Source organism: Yoonia sp., from assembly GCF_046292185.1.
GTDB lineage: Bacteria > Pseudomonadota > Alphaproteobacteria > Rhodobacterales > Rhodobacteraceae > Yoonia.
This window is the reverse complement of record NZ_JBKBQY010000066.1, coordinates 1-19,624: the sequence shown is the minus strand read 5'-3', so window position 1 is coordinate 19,624 and position 19,624 is coordinate 1. Positions and strand designations below refer to the sequence as shown.

Genomic DNA, 19,624 nt, shown 5'->3' with positions numbered 1-19,624 from the left:
GAGATGAACCCGGAGATGGATGTGTGTTTGGATTGGCCCTAAGACGTGGGATAATCCGTGATGGCCCTAAACGGAGGGATATTTGGATCGGATCACCTAAGCGGAGGGATAATTCATCTTTGCCCTATGATAAGGTGTAATCGGATCAGCCCTAAGCGAAGGGATAATCCATGATGGCCCTAAGACACGGGGAAATCAGATCGGTCCTAAACGAGTGGGTTATTCGTGATCGCCCTAAGATGAGGGGTTATCGGATCAGCTTACCTATAAAGGGTGGTAATCAGTCCCCGGCCAGCATCGCCCGTCCCTCTCCCGCCTTCACCTCGGCTATTCGCAGCGCAAGGGCCAACTCCGGGCACCCGACAGATTCACCCGAGGCGATCCTCTCTGCGGCCTCATACAGGGCATCAGCGGCGGTCATGAATGACTTGGAGGCGTCGAGATGGGCCAAGGACTGACGGGTGTTCTGGGTGGTCCTCACGGTGGCGACCGCAAAGGCGTCGATAATCTCCCCAGCATGGCAAAGGTGGGCCGAGATTGAAGTGATGGGCATGGTCATTCGCGCTAGACCTCTACTTTCTGAGCCATCGTCTCCATTTGCGCTATAAGTTCGTCAAACCCGTCCTCGCCGCCCACCAAGTCTCGGGCATCTCTTAGCGCATCCAGCAGATTACGAAACATTTCGGCCTTGTCGGCTGTGCCTTCCTTGCCAGCTGCGATGTTTGCCGCCGCCAGTTCCATCAGTCCTTGTAGGACAGCACCTTTGCGCCGGTTGTCCTGCAGTCCTTCCGCGATTTCCTTTTTCCAATCAGAGTATGCGGCAAGCTTCGCATCCACTTCGGTCAGTTGCTCCTTGATCTTGTCGTTTCGCGCCCTCAGTTGCCCGAGCTCATCACCTTGGTATGCCATTTCTTTCTCCTATGGTGTTCGTTGGGCAGAAGTAACTCCGGAACATGCCCTTGGAAATCATGTATTTGTGCAACCTGCGGATAAAATATCCAGTGCTGAATGAGTTCGTTCAAAGGGTTACGGGACAGAGTGTGCCCACCCCTGTGACCAAGCCGCGAGAGAAAAACAGATAGGCAGTCGAAGAGATGTATTCAGGCGACACTAGTGGGCTAAGGAGAGCCTTTCCATAACCCGCTTAACCTGCATAGGCGTCCACTTCCCGCCCCGCGCTGTGCTGATCCCTGCCCCGTCCAGTGCCCCGGCGATCACCGCCAGCGTGGCACCAGAAGCCCGCAAGGGTTCCACAATCGGCCTCACCTTCTGTGTAAAAGCCAAGGCGTCCCGCTGGATAGCCTCATTCCGCTTCCCGGTCTTGTCACGCAGTCCGCCTAGCTTCTGGCCTCTGGCCTTGGCTTCTGCCAGTGCCGCCTTGGTCCGCAGGGAGATGAAATCCCGCTCCTGTTCCGCAAGTGCGGCGTAGATGTGCAACTGGAATTTGTCAGCGTTGGGCATAGAGGCCACCCGGAGGCGCACCTTGGGGTCATCCATGAGGTTGGCAATGAAGGACACCCGGCGGGACAGACGGTCCAGCTTTGCCACCAGCAATTCCGCCCCGGTCCTACGGCACAGGTCTAGCGCCTTGGTCAACTCCGGGCGGTCATTGTCACGCCCCGAGAGCACGTCAAGGAAGTCCCCTGCGATCTCATAGGGCGTCTCTGCATAGTTGGTCAGATATAGGTCTATGTCCCGCGTCTGGGCCTCTAGGCCAAGGCCCGAGCGCCCCTGATCGGCTGTGCTAACACGTCGATAGATGACAAACTGCTTCATGGTGGTGCCCTTCTCGTGGTCCGTCAGGGCATGTCGCACAAGTATTTATCTAATGTCAACGTTCGTTGTGGTCGTTAAATATACGGTAAGTTGCAGGTCAGATGATCCGATATCATGGAGGTAGCGACCCTAGCGGGGGGTAACGTGCTGCCTTGCCTGTTGAGGTCAGGGCTTTAGATTTTTTCTCATTTTTCTGCTTGAACTGACGCCCATGTGATCTTTGACAAGTCAGAAGTTAAATGTTCACTGCCAAGTATCTCCAATCGGATAGTCGACGGATCAACTGGTTCGTATCCACTATCACACTTCGCGAAAATCTTGATCCGCATATCCTTCGTGAAAGCCGCATACTCTGGAAGATGGAAGGCAACGGCAACCGGCAGGAAGCCATAACTGGACTCCGCTGGGGCGAAGCGGTCGACATCAAGCCCAAGTGCATCAGCATAGTTTTTTATTGTAACCCACATTATCTCGGTCGCTGAAAATTCCCGGCCAGCATTTTTTCGCTGTGCAAGCGGGTAGGTGCACGTAATTTCATTTCGTATAAACCTAAAGGTGTCATCCTTATGCTCATATGTAGGAGACACGAAGCAGAACACCGTTTCCTCTGCTAAATCTTTTCCACCATGCTTTCGTCCGTTCTCTGTAGCGTGCTTTATCGAGTTCGCCCATTCGACGAGTTCCTCGCTTATCCACACCGATGAAACCGCAGAATTTGCATGACGCTCTTTGAAATGACGCAACGAAGTCGCGAGCATTTCAGCCGTGACGGTCAGCCTGTTGCTGTCAGGGTTGGCAGCAATGGGATGGGCGGAAACAAGTTCCATCAGTGAGCGCCAAGGCGTCACGATACCATCAAAGAACCAAATTTGCACTTTGTCCAAGAGACACCTCGTTACACGGCAGAATTTGTTAGAGATCGTATTTGATCTTGTAGCTTTAAGTCCTGTAGTGCCACAATAAACGCATTGGCATTGCAATCGGTAGCCGATACGCATTGGCACACACTGGCGGCACGTCAGGCACACACACGAAATTCAGCCGGAAACCGGACAAGTCAAAAGTTACTGATAAATAAAGAAAAAATGGAATTTGGCAAGGTTCGATTTTCAGAACCCGCCGCTCTTCACCCGCTCCAACCCATCCCCCAACCAGAAAGTCCCCCCATGCCCGACATCACCCGCCACCACACCAACGCCCGGATGAGCCAGTTGGTCATTCACAACGGCATCGCCTATCTCGCTGGGCAGGTCGGCACGCCGGGGGCGTCTGTGTCAGAACAGACGGCGGCGATCCTTGGGCAGATCGATACGCTGTTGGCAGAGGCCGGCACCGATAAATCCAACCTGCTGACCGCGCAGATCTGGCTGTCCGATATCGGCACCCAATTTGCCGATATGAACGCCGTCTGGGATGCATGGGTCCCCGAGGGCAAGGCCCCTGCCCGCTGGACCGGCGAGGCAAAACTGGCGACGCAGGATTACGACGTCGAAATCATCGTGACTGCGGCGATCTAGGCGTTACAGCAGCCAGAACAGCGACAGACCGGCGATGCCGATGGGCCAGCTCATCGGCAACACGCCTTTCGCAAGCACAACCCAATCGCTGCCCTCCACGGCGAAACCTTTGCGGATTTGCAGGATCACGAAGGTGCCGACGAACATCGCCGCCACGAAGATGCCAAAGGTCACCAGCGCGCGGTCCAGCGGCACGAACAGCGCCAGCCCCGTCAGCAGCTTGACCGCCCCGGCACCGAAACCGGCGACCGCGAACAGCACCAGCCCGATCACCAGCACCACCGCCGCGCCAATCAGTTGCGGGCCAAAGGCGCTTGGGTCGGGTGACGTGACCAGCACCAGCATGAACAGCACGAAAGGCAGCAATGTCAGCAGGTTGGGGATTTTTCCAGTCCGCAATTCGATTACCATGGCGGCGATCAGGATCACCGACATCACGACGGGGACATAGGCCAGCATCCTCAGACCCCGTTCTGCCGCAGGAACCCGACAAGCGCGGCGGTCGAGGCATCCTTGCCCTCCAGCCCCTTGCTGCCCTCAATGACGGGTTGCAGGGCGGTGGCGAGTTCCTTGCCCAGTTCCACCCCCCATTGGTCATAGGAATTGAGGCCCAGAACCACCCCTTCCACGAACACCCGGTGTTCATAAAGCGCGATGATCTGGCCCAGCACAAACGGCGTCAATTGCGGATAGGCGATTGTGACAGATGGCCGGTTGCCGGTGAACACCCGGTGGCGCGCCTGCCGGTCCAATTCATCGCCGGTGAATTTATCCGCGATCTTGGCGCGCGCTTCATCCAGTGACCGCCCCCGCATCAGCGCCTCTGATTGCGCAAGGCAATTGGCGACCAGCAATTGGTGCTGGTGGTGCAGATCATCCTCGTGGCCCCGTGCGGCGACCAGAAATTCACACGGCACCACGCCGGTGCCCTGATGGATCAATTGATAGAACGCGTGTTGCCCGTTGGTGCCCGGCTCGCCCCAGACGACAGGTCCGCTGGCCACAGGCAGAGCGCTGCCATCCATGGCGACGCCTTTGCCGTTACTCTCCATCTCCAATTGCTGAAGATAGGCAGGTAAGCGGCTGAGATTGTTGTCATAAGGCAGCACGGCGCGTGTCGGATATCCGCAGATCTGGTTGTGCCAGATCCCCACGGCGGCCAGCAGCGCGGGCAGGTTTTCATGCCAAGGGGCGGCGCGGAAATGCACATCCATCGCCTGCGCGCCACGCAGAAAGGCGCGGAACGCATCCGGGCCAATCGCGATCATCAGCGACAACCCGATAGGGCCCCAAAGCGAATAGCGCCCGCCGACCCAATCTGCGAAACCAAAGACACGCGCAGGATCGATGCCAAAGGCGGCGGTCTTGTCCGCCGCAGTGGACAATGCGACGAATTGCGCGCCGGTGTCAGTCACCGATTGCGCCATCCACGCCTGCGCGGTCCGCGCATTGGTCATCGTCTCGATCGTGGTGAATGTTTTGGACGCGACGATCACCAGCGTCGTCGCCGGGTCGCAATCCCGTAGCACGCCTGCGATATCGGCAGGGTCCACATTGCTGACGAAATGGCAGCGCGGGCCGTTGTGGTAGGGGGCCAGCGCCTTTACCGCCATTGCAGGGCCAAGGTCGGACCCGCCGATACCGATATTTACCACATCGGTGATCGCCCCGCCCTGCCCCAGAAACCCGCCGTCGCGCACGGCGGCGGCAAAGTCTTCCATCCGGGCAAGCGTGTCCATGATCCCCGGCATGACATCGCCACCATCGACCATGACCGGCCCGCCATCGAGATTGCGCAAGGCGGTGTGCAAGACGGCGCGGCCTTCGGTGTCGTTGATCGCCGCGCCGGTGAACATCGCCTCGCGTTTCGCCGCGACGCCGGTCTGATCCAGCAGATCGCATAGCAGCGCGCGGGCCGCAGCGTCGATATTCGTCTTGGCGTAATCCAGCCGCATATCATGCGCCGTGGCGCTGAAATCCGCGGCACGGGTGTCATCCAGCAGCGTTTCAAAGCGGCGATCGGCGGTGGCGGCATTGTGCGCGCGCAGTTTATCCCAGACCATTTACGTCTCCGCCCAATGCACGGTGCAATCTTTCAGAAAGGCTGAAACCGGGGCTTCTTCCGCGCTCAATTCGCGGGCATCGTCCAGGGCAAGCCGTTTTTGCGACCCCACAATCACGATATGCCGGTGGAACGCATCTTTCAGCACCTTGGCCGACAGGGTGATCCGTGGTTCCGGCGCACCGGGCGCGCGCATCGCGACCAACAGATCATCACCGTTCAGCGCATGATCCAGCCGATCGGCACCCGGAAAAATCGACGCGGTATGCATATCCGTTCCCATCCCCAGCAGGACCACCGACAAGGGCAGGCAGGGTTCCAGCCCGGCGGCAAGCTCTTCCAGCTTTTCCTCTGGCGTGGCGGCATCGGCATAAAGCGGGATCAGGCGCGCGGCGGCGGCGCGGTTGACCAGCAACCGGCGGCGCAGCAAGGCGGTGTTGGACCGATCAGAGCTTTCAGGCACCCAACGTTCATCGGTCAACATCACATCGACGCGCGACCAGTCCAGATCGACCGAACACAGATTGTCGAACACCGGGCCGGGCGTCGTGCCACCCGGCACGGCCAGCGACGCGCGGTCATTGGCCAGCAGCGCCTGCTTCAACTGGCCGGCCAGAATATCGGCCAGCCGCATCATCATCATCTCGCTATCGGGATATTCGCTCAGTTCCATCAGATTAGCCTTTGATTTCCCGCCATTTTCTTCCGTCACGATGCAGCAGCATCATTGCATCCTCGGGGCCGGTGGACCCGGCATCGTATAGTTTCGGCACATCATTGCGCGCCTCCCAACCCTGAATGATCGGGTCGGTCCAAGCCCATGCCGCCTCGACCTCGTCGCCGCGCATGAACAGGGTCTGGTTGCCGCGGATCACATCCATGATCAGCCGCTCGTAAGCATCTGTCACCTCTTCGGCATCGTCGCCCAACGCATCGGCGAATGTCATATCCAGCGGCACATCAATCAAACGCATGCCCCCCGGTCCGGGTTCCTTGATCGTGACCTGCAGATCCATGCCTTCATTGGGTTGCAGCCGGATCGACAGGATATTGCGGTGGCGCGCGGTATCACCTTCGAAAATCGTATGGCCAAGATCCTTGAAAACCACGGTAATCTCGGATGATCTGGCCTTCATCCTTTTGCCGGTGCGCAGATAGAACGGCACCCCCGCCCACCGCCAATTGGCAATATGGCATTTCATCGCGATGAAACTTTCGGTGAAACTGCGCGGGTTTTCGGCATCCTCGCGATAGCTGAGCCCGTCGGGACCCGCATCATATTGCCCGCGCACGATATGATGATGTTCGACCGGGTCCAGTGCGCGGATGACCTTCAGCTTTTCGTCGCGCACCTCATCCGCGCCGAAACGGCTGGGCGGTTCCATCGCGATCAGGCACAAAAGCTGCATCAGGTGGTTCTGCACCATATCGCGCATCGCACCGGATTTGTCGTAATACGACCCCCTGCCCGCCACGCTGACGGTTTCGGCGACGGTGATCTGGATATGATCGACGTAATGATTGTTCCACAAAGGTTCAAACAGCACATTGCCGAAACGGACCGCCATCAGGTTCTGGACAGTTTCCTTGCCCAGATAATGGTCGATCCGGTAAATCTGGTCTTCGTTGAAATGGGTGGACAGGACCGCATTCAGCGCGCGCGCCGTTTCCAGATCGCGGCCAAAGGGTTTTTCGACCACGATCCGGCTGTCGGGCGTCGCAATCTTGTTGTTGTGCAACCGTTCGGCCAGATCACCGAACAGGGCGGGCGCGACCGAGAAATAGAACGCCTGCACGACATTGCCGCGCACCTTCTGTGCCAGTTCGGACCAGCCGCCGGTGCCCTTGGCGTCGATGGCGACATAATCCAAACTATCCAGAAATCCTGCCAGCCCTGTCTTGTCCTGTGATTCCGCGCCGCCGAATTCGGCAATCGCTTCCGCGATCATGTCGCGATACCCGGCTGCATCCATCTCGGACCGTGCCGCGCCGATGATCCGCGATCCCTGCGGCATCTGGCCCGACAGGTAACGGCGGAACAGGCCCGGCAGGATCTTGCGGCGGGCCAGATCACCGGTGCCGCCGAAAATCACCAGATCAAAGGTTTCAACTGGAATGACGCGGGAAACCATGGATATGCTCCGATCTTGAAATTTCGTTAGCGCTAACGTGGTTTGGCTAAAGCAGTTTTCCCGCGCTGTCTACAGCCATTGCGTATCGATTGCACCGCTCAGATCGCTTGTTCGCCCTCGGAATCGATGGTCGGAATATCGGTTCTTTCCTCGCGCTTGCCGCCGCATAGCAGGTCTGCGGCGCGGTCGGCGGCGTCCTGAAACGGCTCCAGCACCAGATCGGCACCGGCGGCGACCATATCGTCGGTATCCGCCGGATGATGCGACGTCAGCGCGATCTGCCCGCGAAAACCGCCCGCGCGGGTCAATTGCATCAGCGTGGTGCGGGGGTCTTCATGGCTGACCCCGGTGGGATGGATCGGCACGGTGGACAGCACCCATGCGGCATCCGGCAGCGGCAGTTCGGCGATGAATTCCGGATCGGTCGCATCGCCGAATTCCGCCGCCAGCCCCAGATCGCGCCAGCGGCGCAGGGCAGCGGGGTTGAAATCCACCCCCAGCACCCTGACGCCCCGGTTCTGCAGCCGCAGCGCGATGGCCGTGCCGAACCGGCCAAGACCGAAGATGATCACCTCTGGCCGTGCCCTGGGCTGTGCATTGCCGGATTGGTCGCGCGGGGTCGCCTGACGCTCGAACACCCCCAGATAAGGCTCGCACAGGGCATAAATCTGATGCGAATAGGTGATCATATAGGTGGATGCCGCAATCGTCACCAGACCGACCATCGTCACCAGCCCCAGCGCGTCTTCCTGCACATGGCCGATACTGACGCCCATCGCGATAAAGATCAGCGAAAATTCACTGATCTGCGCGACGGTCAGCCCGGCCAGAAATCCGGTGTGCTTGCGATATCCCAGCGCCCCCATGATCGCCAGCACGATCAGCGGATTACCGATCAGCACGAAAGCGGAAAAGATGACCGCGCCCCAGACATGCGCGCCCAGCAACGACAGATCAAGCCCGGACCCAAGCGCAATAAAGAAGAACAGCAGCAGAAAATCGCGCAGCGGCGCAAGGCGGGCGGCAATCGTCTCGCGATAGGGCGTCGATGCCAGCGCGACCCCGGCCAGAAGGCCGCCCACTTCCTTTCCCAGCCCGACGATATCGCCGAAGGCGGCAAACATCGCCGCCATGGCGATCGCAAAGATCACCAGCAGTTCCGGCGCATGGGCCAGCCTTTCGGTCAGCGGATTGGCGACAAAGCGCACGAACAGCACCACAGCACCCACCATCGCCAGCCCAGAGATCAGCACCACAGGCACCGACCCGCCATGCCCGTCACCCGCCGCCCCGATCCCGATCGCCGACAGCACGATCATCGCCAGCACGACGACAAGATCCTGCACGATCAGGAAACCAAGGGCGATCTGGCCATGCAGGCTGTCGATCTCGCGCTTGTCGGACAGCAGTTTCACGATGATGATGGTCGATGAAAAGGTCAGCGCAATCGCGACATAAAGGCTGGTCACCGCACCCAGCCCCAGCGCCAGCCCGATCAGATAGCCAAAGACCGAGGTAAAGGCGACCTGCCCCAGCCCGGTCAGCAAGGATACCGCACCCAGCGACCGGATCAGTTTCACATCCAGCTTGATCCCCACCAGAAACAACAGCACCGCGATGCCCAGTTCGGACAGAAAATCGATCTGCGCGTCCGAGCGCACCAGATCCAGCCCCGACGGCCCCACCAGCAGCCCCGCCGCGATAAAGCTGACGATCAGCGGTTGACGCAGCAACATCCCCACAAATCCGACCGCAGCCGCCAGCATCAACAGCAAGGCAATCTCGCCAAAGGGCGACTGGACAAGCATATCGGTCATCTGGCCGGGTTCCTTCCTTCACACATGCACATTCATGCCAGCTAGGGCTTTACGCGGCCAGTGACCTTGATCCAGCGCAAGGGGGGCTGTGGCCTAAGCCTCCAGCTCTGCATCCCAGTACAGGTAATCCAGCCAGCTTTCGTGCAGGTGGTTGGGCGGGAATTTGCGCCCGACATTGTGCAATTGCGCCGGCACCGGCCGGCGGGGCGGTTTGCGCAGCGACATGCCGGACTGGCGCAGGGATTTCGATCCTTTTTTCAGGTTGCAGGACGAACAGGCCGCGACCACGTTTTCCCAGGATGTCACGCCGCCGGATGCGCGCGGCACGACATGGTCAAAGGTCAGATCGCCCTTGGCCCCGCAATATTGACAGCAGAATTCATCGCGCAGGAACAGGTTGAACCGGGTAAAGGCGACCTGCCGCTGCGGGGTGACGTAATCCTTCAGCACCACGACTGACGGGATGCGGATCACAGTTGACGGGCTGCGCACCGTTTCTTCGTATTCGCTGACGATGACGACCCGGTCGAGCCAGGCGGCCTTGATCGCCTCCTGCCAGGGCCAGAGCGACAGGGGGTAATACGACAAGGGCCGGTAATCCGCATTCAGCACCAGCGCGGGAAAATGTTTGAGCGATCCCGGCGCACGCACGAAATCATTGCGAAACTCTGTCTGCGTCATATTCATATCCCACACATCCGGTGCGGAAGCCATGAAAGACAGCGTTTCCGCATAGCTGTTATATAGACTATATCTCGCGTCAGATTTGTGACAAGCCCTACAATTTGTGGTGAAACGCCGCGGCGCACCGGGGATGCCTGGCTATTTTGCGGCCCCCTTGTCATAGGCCGCGCGCGCCGTGTCGATCCGGCCCAGATTTTCCAGCGCCCAATGCCCCAGCGCGCTGACCGGTTCGCGAAACGACCGGCCCATGTCGGTCAGCGTATATTCAACCTTCGGCGGGATCGTCGGATGATAGGTGCGATGCACCAGCCCGTCCCTTTCCAGCTCTTTCAACGTCAGGCTCAGCATACGTTGCGATATCCCCAGATTGCGCTTCAACTCATTGAACCGCAGCGTTTCGTGCTGCGCGAGCGAGATGATGACAAGCACGCTCCACCGGTCGCCGACCCGCGACAGGACCTCGTTGATACGTTTGCAATCAAGACATCCGCCGCTGTCCAGCATGATGGTTCCCTTTTTGTGACCGAGGCTCAGACATGTGCCTTCTTGTGATGGCGTCCGGTTCTTATTAGATAGCCAGTCACTAATATATACCGCCCATGACGGGCTTTTACAATGGAAACGCGCTATGACACACAAGACCCTGCACGATCACCTGAACTGGCGCTATGCCACCAAGAAAATGGATGCCGCCAAAGCCGTACCGCAGGACAAGGTCGATGCCATCATCGAGGCGATCCGCATGGCCCCCACCTCCAGCGGCACGCAGCCGTTTGAGCTGATCGTTGTCACAAATGACGCGATCCGGGGCAAGATCGCGGAAGCCGCCTTCGGGCAGGCGCAGATCACCGACGGATCGCATCTGCTGGTTTTCGCCGCCTGGGACAATTACACTGCGGCGCGCATTGACGATGTCGTCAAGCTGAACGTCGATGCCCGTGGCGATCTGCCAACGCTGCATGATTATTACGAGAATCTGAAATCCATGTATCTGCCCCGCGACGCCGAAGACAATTATGCCCATGCCGCGCGGCAGGCCTATATCGCGTTGGGTGTCGCCCTGGTCGCCGCGGCCGAACAGGAGGTCGACAGCACGCCGATGGAAGGTTTCGATCCTGACGCCGTGGATGCGATTTTGGGCCTGAAAGAACGCGGCCTGCGGTCTGTGTTGCTGTTGCCCTTGGGCTATCGCGACCCGGAAGGCGACTGGCTGTTGTCCATGGAAAAGGTGCGCAAACCGCGCGCGACAATTGTGACCGAGGTCGCGTAAACGTCCGGTGCGCAGCGTACGGTGCGTGCTTGCACGCACCGTACGCCCCCGTTCACCTCATCTTAACCTCTCTCTGCCATGCTATGGCGCATGTCGCATTACCGCCGCCCGTTCATTTCCGGGGCCTGCATCTTTTTCACCGTCAATCTCGCGCGCCGCGGCAGCAGCGGGCTGACCACCCATATCGGCCTGCTGCGCCAGGCTTTCGCCGCCACAAGGGCAGAGCGTCCCTTTACCATCAACGCCTGTGTCGTGCTGCCCGATCATCTGCATTGCATATGGACCCTGCCAGAGGGCGACAGCGATTATCCCACGCGCTGGCGGTTGATCAAGACGCGGTTTTCAAGGGAACTGCCCAAGGGCCCGCTGCGCGCCTCGCATATCCGCCGGAACGAGCGCGGCATCTGGCAGCGCCGGTATTGGGAACATCATATCCGCGATGACGCGGATTATGCCGCGCATCTGCAATATTGCTGGTTTGATCCGGTGAAACACGGCTTCGTCGACGACCCCACGGATTGGCCCTATTCGTCGATCCACAAGGTGGTGAGGGAGGGGATGTATCCGGCGGGTGCGTGTCACGCGCGCATGCACCCGCCGACACCGATCCCAAACAACCCGTCGGGTGCGGGCGCGCATGCACCCGACATCCGAACGATGCGTGCCCACACGCACCACATGCCACACGCACCACATGCGACGCGTGCGCGCACGCGCCCTACATGCCGAAGCGGTCGCGCATGAAGGCCAGCGCCACCTGCAACCCGTCCGGCGCGATGCCGTGGGCGGTGCCCTTCATCACATGCGCATAAACCTCGCGCCAGCCCGCCTGTTGCAAGGCCTCCGCCGCCTGCGCCATGCTCTGCGGCGGCACCACGTCATCAGAATCGCCATGCACCAGCAACACCGGCGGGCGGCAGACCGCGTCATCCACCAATTGTTCGGGCAACAACAACCGCCCCGAAAAAGCGACGATCCCGGCCACCGCATCTTCGCGCCGTGGCAGCACATGCAGCGCCATCATACTGCCCTGACTGAACCCCAGCACGATCACCTGTTCGGGCAGCAGATCCTCATCCACCATCACCCCGTCGATGAAGGAATCCAGATCGGCGGCGGCATTCTGCAGGCCGGCGTTGCTTTCTTCCTCGCTCGACCCGTCAATCCACGGAATCGGGAACCATTGATAGCCCATCGGCGCCCCAGCACAGGCTTCTGGCGCATCAGGCGCGATGAACAATGTGTCCGGCATGTGATCGGCCAAAGGATCAGCCAGCCCGATCAGATCGGCGCCATTCGCGCCATAGCCATGCAGGAAAATCACGCAGGATCGCGTCTCGCCCGATTGCGGTTCGCGCCGCTGCGCCTGAAGTGCCCGTGTCATCTGATCCCTTCCCGTTGCTTGTCTTTGGCGTAATAGGCCCACATCACCCGCGCCGCAACCGACCGCCACGGCGCCCAGGGTTCGGCCATCGCGCGCAGCGCCTTGTCGCGGGGCCGCGCGGGCAGGTCAAAGATCAACCGCGCCGCCTCTTGCAGGGCCAGATCGCCGGGGGCAAAGACATCGGCGCGCCCAAGCGAGAACATCGCATAAACCTCTGCCGTCCAGACACCGATGCCGGTCACGGCGGTCAGCTTTGTGATGACCTCCGGCGTGGGCAATTGATGCAAGCCCGGATAATCCAGATCGGCCAGCGCCAGCGCCTTGGCATAGCGCGCCTTCTGCCCGCTCAGCCCCAGCGCGCGCAATGCCTCTGGCGTCGCCAATGCGACCAGCTTCGGATCGGTCATGCCTGCCAGTTCCAGCCGCCCCATGATGGCGCTGGCCGAGGCGACAGACACCTGCTGGCTGACAATCGCCGCCAGCAGCGCGCCAAAGCCATCGGGTTTCAGCCGCAGCGGAATCTCCAACCCCGGCAGAACCCGCGCAAAGCGCGGCTCGACCGCCGCCAGATGCGCCGCCCCTTCGGCCAGACAATCCGGCGACTGGATCACCCGCATCGCCCCACCCAATCCAGTGCTGCGGTGACAGTCTCTACCCTGTGCCAATCACCCGGTGCAGGCCGCGCCAGCATCAGCACGGGTATCCCCAATGCGCGCGCCGCTGTCAGCTTGGTCGCGCTCGCCTGCCCGCCCGCATTCTTCACCACCAGCCAATCGACACCCAACCGCCGAAACAAGGCCGTTTCATCCGCGACCGAAAACGGCGGACGCCCCACCAGAAACTCCCCACCGGCAAAGGGAAACGGCCCCTCCGGCGGATCGATCTGGCGACAGATCACCCGCCGCCCGGCCAGATTGGCAAACCCCGGCAGGCTCTGCCGCCCGGTCCCCAGAAACACCGTGGCCCCCAGCGGGATATGCGCGGCGGCATCGGCCTCGGTGGCAATCTCAGTCCAGAGATCGCCCGCCTCAGGCACCCAAGCAGGCCGCAAGACCTGACAAAACGGCACCCCCAGTGCAGCGCAAACAGCCGCCGACCGTGCCGTGATCCTTGCCGCATAGGGATGGGTCGCGTCCAGCACCGCATGGATACCTGCCTCTGCCAGAAACGCACGAAATTCCGTCTCGCCGCCAAATCCGCCCTGCCGCACCGGAACCGCCAGCGGCTCCGGCTCCCGCGTCACCCCTGCGAGCGAGGCGATCACATCGCGCCCCTGCAAGGCGACGGCAATCGCCCGCGCCTCGCCCGTGCCAGCCAGCAGCAACAGCGTCATGCCCCCGCCCTCGCCAAGATCACCCCCGCGCGGTCGATCACCACAATATCGAACTGCATCCCGGCAAAACGCCCCTGCACCTGCGCCAGCGCACGATCCGCCACCGCCTGCGCCAGCGGCGCACCGGCGATCTGATACGCCTCCAGCGCGGTATTCGCCCCGGCCAGCCTTGGGTCATCCATCATCTGCGCCAGCCCCGCAAAATCCACCTGCGACCGCCCCGAATGCAGATCCATCGCGCCCTGCGCCAGCTTGGTGATCTTGCCGATCCCGCCGCCGATTGTGACACGCGGCACCGGATGTTTCGCCAGATATTTCAGCATCCCGCCCGCGAAATCGCCCATATCCAGCACCGCATGATCCGGCAGACCGTAAAGCGCCTGCACGACGCGTTCCGAGGTCGCACCCGTGCAGCCCGCCACATGCGTCAGATCAGAGGCGCGCGCCACATCAATCCCGCGATGAATGGATGCAATCCAGGCGGCACAGGAAAACGGGCGCACAATCCCGGTGGTGCCAAGGATCGACAGCCCGCCTTCAATCCCCAAACGTGGGTTCCATGTTTTCAGCGCAATCTCCGCCCCGCCCGGCACAGAGATTTCAATCGTGATATCAGCGGCTTGCCTATAGGCCGCCCCCATTTCCGCCACCACATCGGCCATCATCTGGCGCGGCACCGGGTTGATCGCAGGTTCGCCCACGGCAATCGGCAGACCGGGCTTAGTGACCATGCCAACACCTTCGCCCGCGCGGAACACCACGCCACCGGCGGATGCAGATACCCGCACCACAATCAGCGCCCCATGCGTCACATCAGGATCATCGCCCGCATCCTTGGTGATCCCGACCTCGGCCCAGCCGTCCCCGGCCTCTGCCAAAGCCAGCGGAAAACACGGCATCTCGCCCTTGGGCAAGGTGATCGTGACATCGCGCGGAAATGTCCCACCCCACAGCCGGACCAGCGCCGCCTTGGTCGCCGCCGTCGCACAAGCGCCCGTGGTCCAGCCACGGCGCAATTCTGTCTGGGGTTTGCGTGTCATCGCGCCGACGATAGGCAGCGCAGCGGATGACGGCAATCGACAATCGCAGGTCGCATCAATGCTTTCCAAGGCGGCATTTCGGCGGCATATACGGGGAATGACACACGGCAATCCCCTTCCCGGCCATGACTGGCCCGTGCTGCAACCCGGCTGGGTCTGGCTCTGCGGGGCCGGTCCGGGCGATCCGGGCCTGCTGACCTTGCATGCGCTGAACGCGTTGCAGCAGGCCGATGTGGTGATCTATGACGCGCTGGTGCAGGAAAAAATCCTCGACTGGGCACCGCAGGCCGAAAAGATCTATGCTGGCAAACGCGGCGGCAAACCCTCCGCCAAACAGCGCGATATCTCGCTGCGGCTGGTGGACCTCGCACGCGCGGGCAAGCGGGTGCTGCGGCTCAAGGGCGGCGATCCTTTCGTATTCGGGCGCGGCGGGGAAGAGGCGCAGACCTTAGTGCAACATAACATCCCGATCCGCATCATCCCCGGCATCAGCGCGGGCATCGGCGGGCTGGCCTATGCGGGCATCCCCGTCACCCACCGCGACGTCAACCAATCGGTGACGTTTGTGACCGGCCATGACCAATCCGGCAACACGCCCGGATCGCTTGACTGGACCAGCATTTCCAAAGGATCGCAGGTCATCGTCATCTACATGGGCATGAAACATATCGCCCAGATCGCCGCCCATCTGATCGCCGCCGGGCGCAGCCTGCACGAACCCGCCGCCGTGGTGACAACCGCCACCACCGCCGCCCAGCAGGTGCTGGAAACAACCCTCGGCACCATCGTGGAAGACATCGCCGCCGCCAATCTGGAACCGCCCGCGATCATCTGCATCGGGCGTTCCGTCCTGATGCGTCAGGTGCTCGACTGGCAAGGCATGGCGGCAGGCGACGCGCCGCGCAACCTCGACCCGCTGGGGCGCGGGCGCCCCGCCGATTCCGCCTGATGCCCCCCTTCTTATTTCCCGAAATACGCCCGCCGGAGGCGTCCCGGAGGGACAAATGCGCTTTCTGATCAGCGCCCCCGCATCCGGCAGTGGCAAGACCACGGTCACGCTGGGCCTGCTGCGCGCCTTCAGCCGGACACAGATGATCCGCAGTGCCAAATCCGGCCCCGATTACATCGACCCCGCCTTTCATGCCGCCGCAACTGGCCAGCCTTGCGTGAACCTCGACGCCTGGGCGATGACGCCAGCGCGGATCAGGGCGCTGGCGGCAGGCACCGCCCCGCTGATCATCGAAGGCGCGATGGGCCTGTTCGACGGGGCCTTTCCGCATGGCAAAGGCTCCAGCGCCGATCTGGCGCGTATCCTGAACCTGCCCGTGGTGCTGGTGATCGACGCCGGGCGCATGGCCGGGTCGGTCGGCGCATTGGCGCAAGGTTTCATGCGCTATGACCCGCGCGTGAACGTCACCGGCGTGATCCTGAACAATGTCGGCTCGGCAAAGCACGAGGCGATGCTGCGCCACGCCCTGCCCGGTGTCACCATCTACGGTAGCATCCCGCGGCATGCCGATCTGCAACAGGGCGCGCGGCATCTGGGGTTGATACAGGCGCAGGAACGCGATGATCTGGAAGATTTCCTGAACAATGGCGCCAATCTGATGATGCAGCATCTGGACCTTGCAGCGCTCGAAAAACTGGGCACGCCCCGGCCTCGCGCCGGGGCCTCGCACCGCCTGGCACCCCCCGCCCAAAGGATCACCATCGCCCGCGACACAGCCTTCGCCTTCACCTATCCGCATCTGCTGGACGACTGGCGCGCGGCAGGGGCGGAAATCACCTTCTTTTCGCCCCTCGCCGATGATCCCGTACCCGATGCTGATCTGATCTACCTGCCCGGCGGCTATCCCGAATTGCACGCAGGCAAGATCGCTGGAAACCAGCGCTTTCTGACCAGCCTGCGGCAGTCACACGCCATGATCTATGGCGAATGCGGCGGCTATATGGTGCTGGGCGACGGCCTGATCGACGCCGATGGTACACGCCACGCAATGGCCGGCCTGCTCCATCTGGAAACCAGCTTTGCCAGTCGCAAACGGCACCTGGGCTACCGACATCTGCACGCCAGCACCGGGCCTTTCGCGGGGCAGTGGACCGGGCATGAATTCCACTATGCCAGCACGATCAGCGCGCGGGGCACGCCGCTTTTCACCGCCACAGACGCCAGCGGCACCGCACTTCCCCCGATGGGGTTGATCAACCAGCACGTGTCCGGATCGTTCGCGCATATAATCGACACAGATCCCATTGCCACCGCCAAAAAGCAGGCGTAGCAATTCGCGCATGACAATGATCGACGACAGTATCGCGAAACGCAACGTGACCGTGCTGGTGCTGGCGCAGGCGGTGCTGGGCGCGCAATTGCCGATGATGTTCGTCATCGGCGGGCTGGCGGGCAGCCAATTGGCGACCAACCCCTGTTTTGCGACATTGCCGATCTCGATGATCGTCTTCGGGTCGATGACCACCGCCCCCTGGATCAGCCCGCTGATGCAGCGCAACGGGCGGCGGTTCGGCTTTGTGCTGGGGGCCTTCGGCGGCGGGATGGGGGCGCTGGTCTCGGCTTACGGGCTCTATACCGGGTCGTTTTTCATGCTGCTGGCGGGGTCCTACCTGAGCGGCATCTATATGTCCGCGCAGGGGTTCTATCGCTTTGCCGCGACCGATACCGCATCGGAATCCTTCCGGCCCAAGGCGATCTCTTTCGTCATGGCGGGCGGGCTTTTGTCGGCGGTGCTGGGGCCACAGATCAACAAGCTGGCGCAGGATGCTTTCGTCGTGCCCTTCCTTGGCAGCTATCTGGCGATCGTGGTGCTGAACCTTGTCGGCGTCGGGCTGTTCTATTTCCTCAACCTGCCCAAGGGCAGCCGGTCGATGCCCAAAGTCACCAATGCCCCGCTGGGCCGCAGCAAACGCGACTTGCTGCGCGATCCGCGCATCATCGTGGCAATCATCTGCGGCATGGTATCCTATGCGCTGATGAATCTGGTGATGACATCAACCCCGCTGGCGGTCGTCGGCTGCGGTTTCACCACCAACAACGCCAATGATATCGTATCCCTGCATGTGATCGCGATGTTCGCGCCATCCTTTGTCACCGGCCATCTGATCGCGCGGTTCGGGGTGGAAAAGATCATCGCCACCGGCCTCGTCATCCTTGCCTTGGCGGGGGCCGTGGCCATCGCCGGGGTAGAGCTGGCGAATTTCTTTGTCGCGCTCTTCCTGCTGGGGATCGGGTGGAATTTTGGCTTTATCGGCGCGACCACGATGCTGGCAGGCGCCCACCGGCCCGAAGAACGCGGCCGGGTGCAGGGACTGAACGACATGCTGGTCTTTGGCATGGTGACACTGGCGTCGCTGGCGGGGGGCGGCCTGCTCAACTGCGCCGGCGGCACCACGGTCGAGGGCTGGAACGCCGTCAACCTCGCCATGATCCCGTTTCTGGTCCTGGCAGGCGCATCCCTGATCTGGCTGTCACGGCAGCAGCGGGTTGTGGTATAGGGGAGGTTGGCGGGGATCTGCGATGCAGGGGATGCAAACATTGTACGCAGAATGGCGTCAAAAAGCCCAAACTGAGGATGGGTCAGGCGGCCTTTCCCTGTTCGCATTTCCTTATTTTCGAAAGGGCAGCGCATGATTACCGAGGTTGAGGATTTCTTTACCAAAGGGTGTGGGCGCTGTGACCGCTTCGACACGCCCGATTGCTCCGCAACGCTCTGGGCAGAAGGCCTTGCCAGGCTGCGCGCAATTTGCCTGTCAGCCGACCTCGAAGAAGTGGTGAAATGGGGGCAACCCTGCTACCGCCATGCGGGGCGCAACATCGCCATACTCAGCGCGTATCGTGACAAGTTTGTCCTGGGCTTCTTCAATGCGGCGCTGATGAAAGACCCTGACGGCGTGCTGGAGAAACCGGGACCGAACACACAGCACGCAAACACGGTCTATTTCAGGCAGGTGGCTCAGGTTGAGGCCCTCGAAAAGACAATGCTATCCTATCTGAACGAAGCGAAAACCTATGCCGATCAAGGCAGGTTGCCGCCAAAAAACACCGCGCCCCCCGACTTGCCGGTCGAGCTCGCCGACGCGCTCGATGAGGATTCAGCGCTCGCAGAGGCGTTCCATGCCCTGACGCCCGGACGACAGCGTAGCTATGTCATCAACCTGAACGGCGCGAAGAAATCGCAGACACGGCTCAGCCGTATTGAAAAGTTCCGCGATAAGATTTTCGACGGCAAGGGCGCGGACGAACGCTGAAGCGGTCTTTGGCGGGTCAGCGGCACCAGCCCGCATCGCCAATCCGCCGCCCCCTCACATCGCCTCCTGATCCAGCAGGATCGCCGTCAACCGCGCCATGACGCGTTTCTGGTGCTGGCAGGCGCATCGCTGATCTGGCTGCCGGGGCCGCGGCGGGTTGTGGTGTAGGTGAGGTTGGCGAAAGGCGGACATTCTGACGACGTGCAGAGAATGACTTGAAAGAGCCCGAGGACGAAACCGCTCTCGCGGTATTGGTGCTTGTGGTGGGTGTTGCGTGCTGATGTGAACTGCATGGATTTTGCGAACTGACCAACCTGTCGGACGATTGAGGCCTTCTCAATCTGACGAC

23 protein-coding genes are annotated in these 19,624 nt (G+C 61.2%); 7 read left to right on the top strand and 16 right to left on the bottom strand.

Annotation, left to right across the window (positions count from 1 at the left end):
* Positions 1-280: 280 nt before the first annotated feature.
* The 4 genes from ACK4TM_RS12365 to ACK4TM_RS12350 all read right to left on the bottom strand — a co-directional run bounded on the left by ACK4TM_RS12365 (position 281) and on the right by ACK4TM_RS12350 (position 2,660).
* Positions 281-559, bottom strand: a complete 279-nt coding sequence (locus ACK4TM_RS12365; protein ID WP_409701794.1) for a hypothetical protein — start codon at positions 557-559, stop codon at positions 281-283.
* Positions 560-564: 5 nt separating this feature from the next.
* Positions 565-909, bottom strand: a complete 345-nt coding sequence (locus ACK4TM_RS12360) for a hypothetical protein (protein WP_409701792.1) — start codon at positions 907-909, stop codon at positions 565-567.
* Positions 910-1,110: 201 nt separating this feature from the next.
* A complete protein-coding gene (locus ACK4TM_RS12355; protein ID WP_409701790.1) occupies positions 1,111-1,776 on the bottom strand; it encodes a recombinase family protein in 666 nt (221 codons plus the stop codon).
* A 185-nt stretch (positions 1,777-1,961) separates the two neighbouring features.
* Positions 1,962-2,660 (bottom strand): hypothetical protein, encoded by a 699-nt coding sequence (locus tag ACK4TM_RS12350; RefSeq protein ID WP_409701788.1) that lies wholly within the window; start codon positions 2,658-2,660, stop codon positions 1,962-1,964.
* Between the two features lie 282 nt (positions 2,661-2,942).
* On the opposite strand from ACK4TM_RS12350, the gene ACK4TM_RS12345 reads away from it, so the two are divergent.
* Positions 2,943-3,293 carry a RidA family protein gene (locus ACK4TM_RS12345; protein ID WP_409701786.1) on the top strand — a complete coding sequence of 117 codons (351 nt, stop codon included), beginning with the start codon at positions 2,943-2,945 and terminating at the stop codon, positions 3,291-3,293.
* 3 nt (positions 3,294-3,296) lie between these two features.
* On the opposite strand, the gene ACK4TM_RS12340 is transcribed toward ACK4TM_RS12345, so the two are convergent.
* The 7 genes from ACK4TM_RS12340 to ACK4TM_RS12310 form a co-directional block, all read right to left on the bottom strand.
* Positions 3,297-3,752 (bottom strand): prepilin peptidase, encoded by a 456-nt coding sequence (locus ACK4TM_RS12340; RefSeq protein WP_409701784.1) that lies wholly within the window; start codon positions 3,750-3,752, stop codon positions 3,297-3,299.
* Positions 3,753-3,754: 2 nt separating this feature from the next.
* Positions 3,755-5,356, bottom strand: a complete 1,602-nt coding sequence (pgi, locus tag ACK4TM_RS12335) for a glucose-6-phosphate isomerase (protein WP_409701782.1) — start codon at positions 5,354-5,356, stop codon at positions 3,755-3,757.
* Complete coding sequence (gene pgl, locus ACK4TM_RS12330; protein ID WP_409701780.1) at positions 5,357-6,028, bottom strand: 6-phosphogluconolactonase; 672 nt, start codon at positions 6,026-6,028, stop codon at positions 5,357-5,359. It abuts the gene before it with no gap.
* Between the two features lie 4 nt (positions 6,029-6,032).
* Complete coding sequence (zwf, locus tag ACK4TM_RS12325; RefSeq protein WP_409701778.1) at positions 6,033-7,487, bottom strand: glucose-6-phosphate dehydrogenase; 1,455 nt, start codon at positions 7,485-7,487, stop codon at positions 6,033-6,035.
* A gap of 98 nt (positions 7,488-7,585) precedes the next feature.
* Positions 7,586-9,304, bottom strand: coding sequence for a cation:proton antiporter (locus tag ACK4TM_RS12320; protein WP_409701776.1), 1,719 nt, complete (start codon positions 9,302-9,304; stop codon positions 7,586-7,588).
* A 93-nt stretch (positions 9,305-9,397) separates the two neighbouring features.
* Positions 9,398-9,991, bottom strand: coding sequence for an HNH endonuclease (locus tag ACK4TM_RS12315; RefSeq protein WP_409701774.1), 594 nt, complete (start codon positions 9,989-9,991; stop codon positions 9,398-9,400).
* A gap of 135 nt (positions 9,992-10,126) precedes the next feature.
* A complete protein-coding gene (locus ACK4TM_RS12310; protein ID WP_409701772.1) occupies positions 10,127-10,492 on the bottom strand; it encodes a winged helix-turn-helix transcriptional regulator in 366 nt (121 codons plus the stop codon).
* A gap of 124 nt (positions 10,493-10,616) precedes the next feature.
* Between ACK4TM_RS12310 and ACK4TM_RS12305 the strand changes: the two genes are divergently transcribed.
* Positions 10,617-11,258, top strand: coding sequence for a nitroreductase family protein (locus ACK4TM_RS12305; RefSeq protein ID WP_409701770.1), 642 nt, complete (start codon positions 10,617-10,619; stop codon positions 11,256-11,258).
* A 90-nt stretch (positions 11,259-11,348) separates the two neighbouring features.
* The gene (locus ACK4TM_RS12300) at positions 11,349-12,002 is read left to right on the top strand and encodes an REP-associated tyrosine transposase (protein ID WP_409701768.1); all 654 of its coding nucleotides are present in this window, start codon (positions 11,349-11,351) and stop codon (positions 12,000-12,002) included.
* Here the strand turns inward: ACK4TM_RS12300 and ACK4TM_RS12295 are convergent.
* The 4 genes from ACK4TM_RS12295 to ACK4TM_RS12280 are packed head-to-tail and all read right to left on the bottom strand — an operon-like array spanning position 11,977 to position 15,015.
* Positions 11,977-12,642: an alpha/beta hydrolase gene (locus ACK4TM_RS12295; RefSeq protein WP_409701766.1), complete on the bottom strand. Its 666-nt coding sequence runs from the start codon at positions 12,640-12,642 to the stop codon at positions 11,977-11,979. The two genes, ACK4TM_RS12300 and ACK4TM_RS12295, sit on opposite strands and share 26 nt — an antisense overlap.
* Complete coding sequence (locus tag ACK4TM_RS12290) at positions 12,639-13,259, bottom strand: DNA-3-methyladenine glycosylase family protein (protein WP_409701764.1); 621 nt, start codon at positions 13,257-13,259, stop codon at positions 12,639-12,641. Before ACK4TM_RS12290 ends, ACK4TM_RS12295 begins: the two co-directional genes overlap by 4 nt.
* A complete protein-coding gene (locus ACK4TM_RS12285) occupies positions 13,250-13,975 on the bottom strand; it encodes a cobalt-precorrin-6A reductase (protein ID WP_409701762.1) in 726 nt (241 codons plus the stop codon). Before ACK4TM_RS12285 ends, ACK4TM_RS12290 begins: the two co-directional genes overlap by 10 nt.
* Complete coding sequence (locus tag ACK4TM_RS12280) at positions 13,972-15,015, bottom strand: cobalt-precorrin-5B (C(1))-methyltransferase (RefSeq protein ID WP_409701760.1); 1,044 nt, start codon at positions 15,013-15,015, stop codon at positions 13,972-13,974. The genes ACK4TM_RS12285 and ACK4TM_RS12280 overlap by 4 nt, the downstream gene beginning before the upstream one ends.
* A gap of 97 nt (positions 15,016-15,112) precedes the next feature.
* Between ACK4TM_RS12280 and cobA the strand changes: the two genes are divergently transcribed.
* The 4 genes from cobA (at position 15,113) to ACK4TM_RS12260 (ending at position 19,275) form a co-directional block, all read left to right on the top strand.
* Positions 15,113-15,964 (top strand): uroporphyrinogen-III C-methyltransferase, encoded by an 852-nt coding sequence (cobA, locus tag ACK4TM_RS12275; RefSeq protein ID WP_409701758.1) that lies wholly within the window; start codon positions 15,113-15,115, stop codon positions 15,962-15,964.
* Between the two features lie 55 nt (positions 15,965-16,019).
* Positions 16,020-17,294 (top strand): cobyrinate a,c-diamide synthase, encoded by a 1,275-nt coding sequence (locus ACK4TM_RS12270; RefSeq protein WP_409701756.1) that lies wholly within the window; start codon positions 16,020-16,022, stop codon positions 17,292-17,294.
* Between the two features lie 10 nt (positions 17,295-17,304).
* A complete protein-coding gene (locus ACK4TM_RS12265; RefSeq protein WP_409701754.1) occupies positions 17,305-18,522 on the top strand; it encodes an MFS transporter in 1,218 nt (405 codons plus the stop codon).
* A gap of 132 nt (positions 18,523-18,654) precedes the next feature.
* Positions 18,655-19,275: a YdeI/OmpD-associated family protein gene (locus tag ACK4TM_RS12260; RefSeq protein ID WP_409701752.1), complete on the top strand. Its 621-nt coding sequence runs from the start codon at positions 18,655-18,657 to the stop codon at positions 19,273-19,275.
* A gap of 86 nt (positions 19,276-19,361) precedes the next feature.
* On the opposite strand, the gene ACK4TM_RS12255 is transcribed toward ACK4TM_RS12260, so the two are convergent.
* The coding region (locus ACK4TM_RS12255) for a hypothetical protein (protein ID WP_409701750.1) at positions 19,362-19,624 on the bottom strand (263 nt) is incomplete at its 5' end.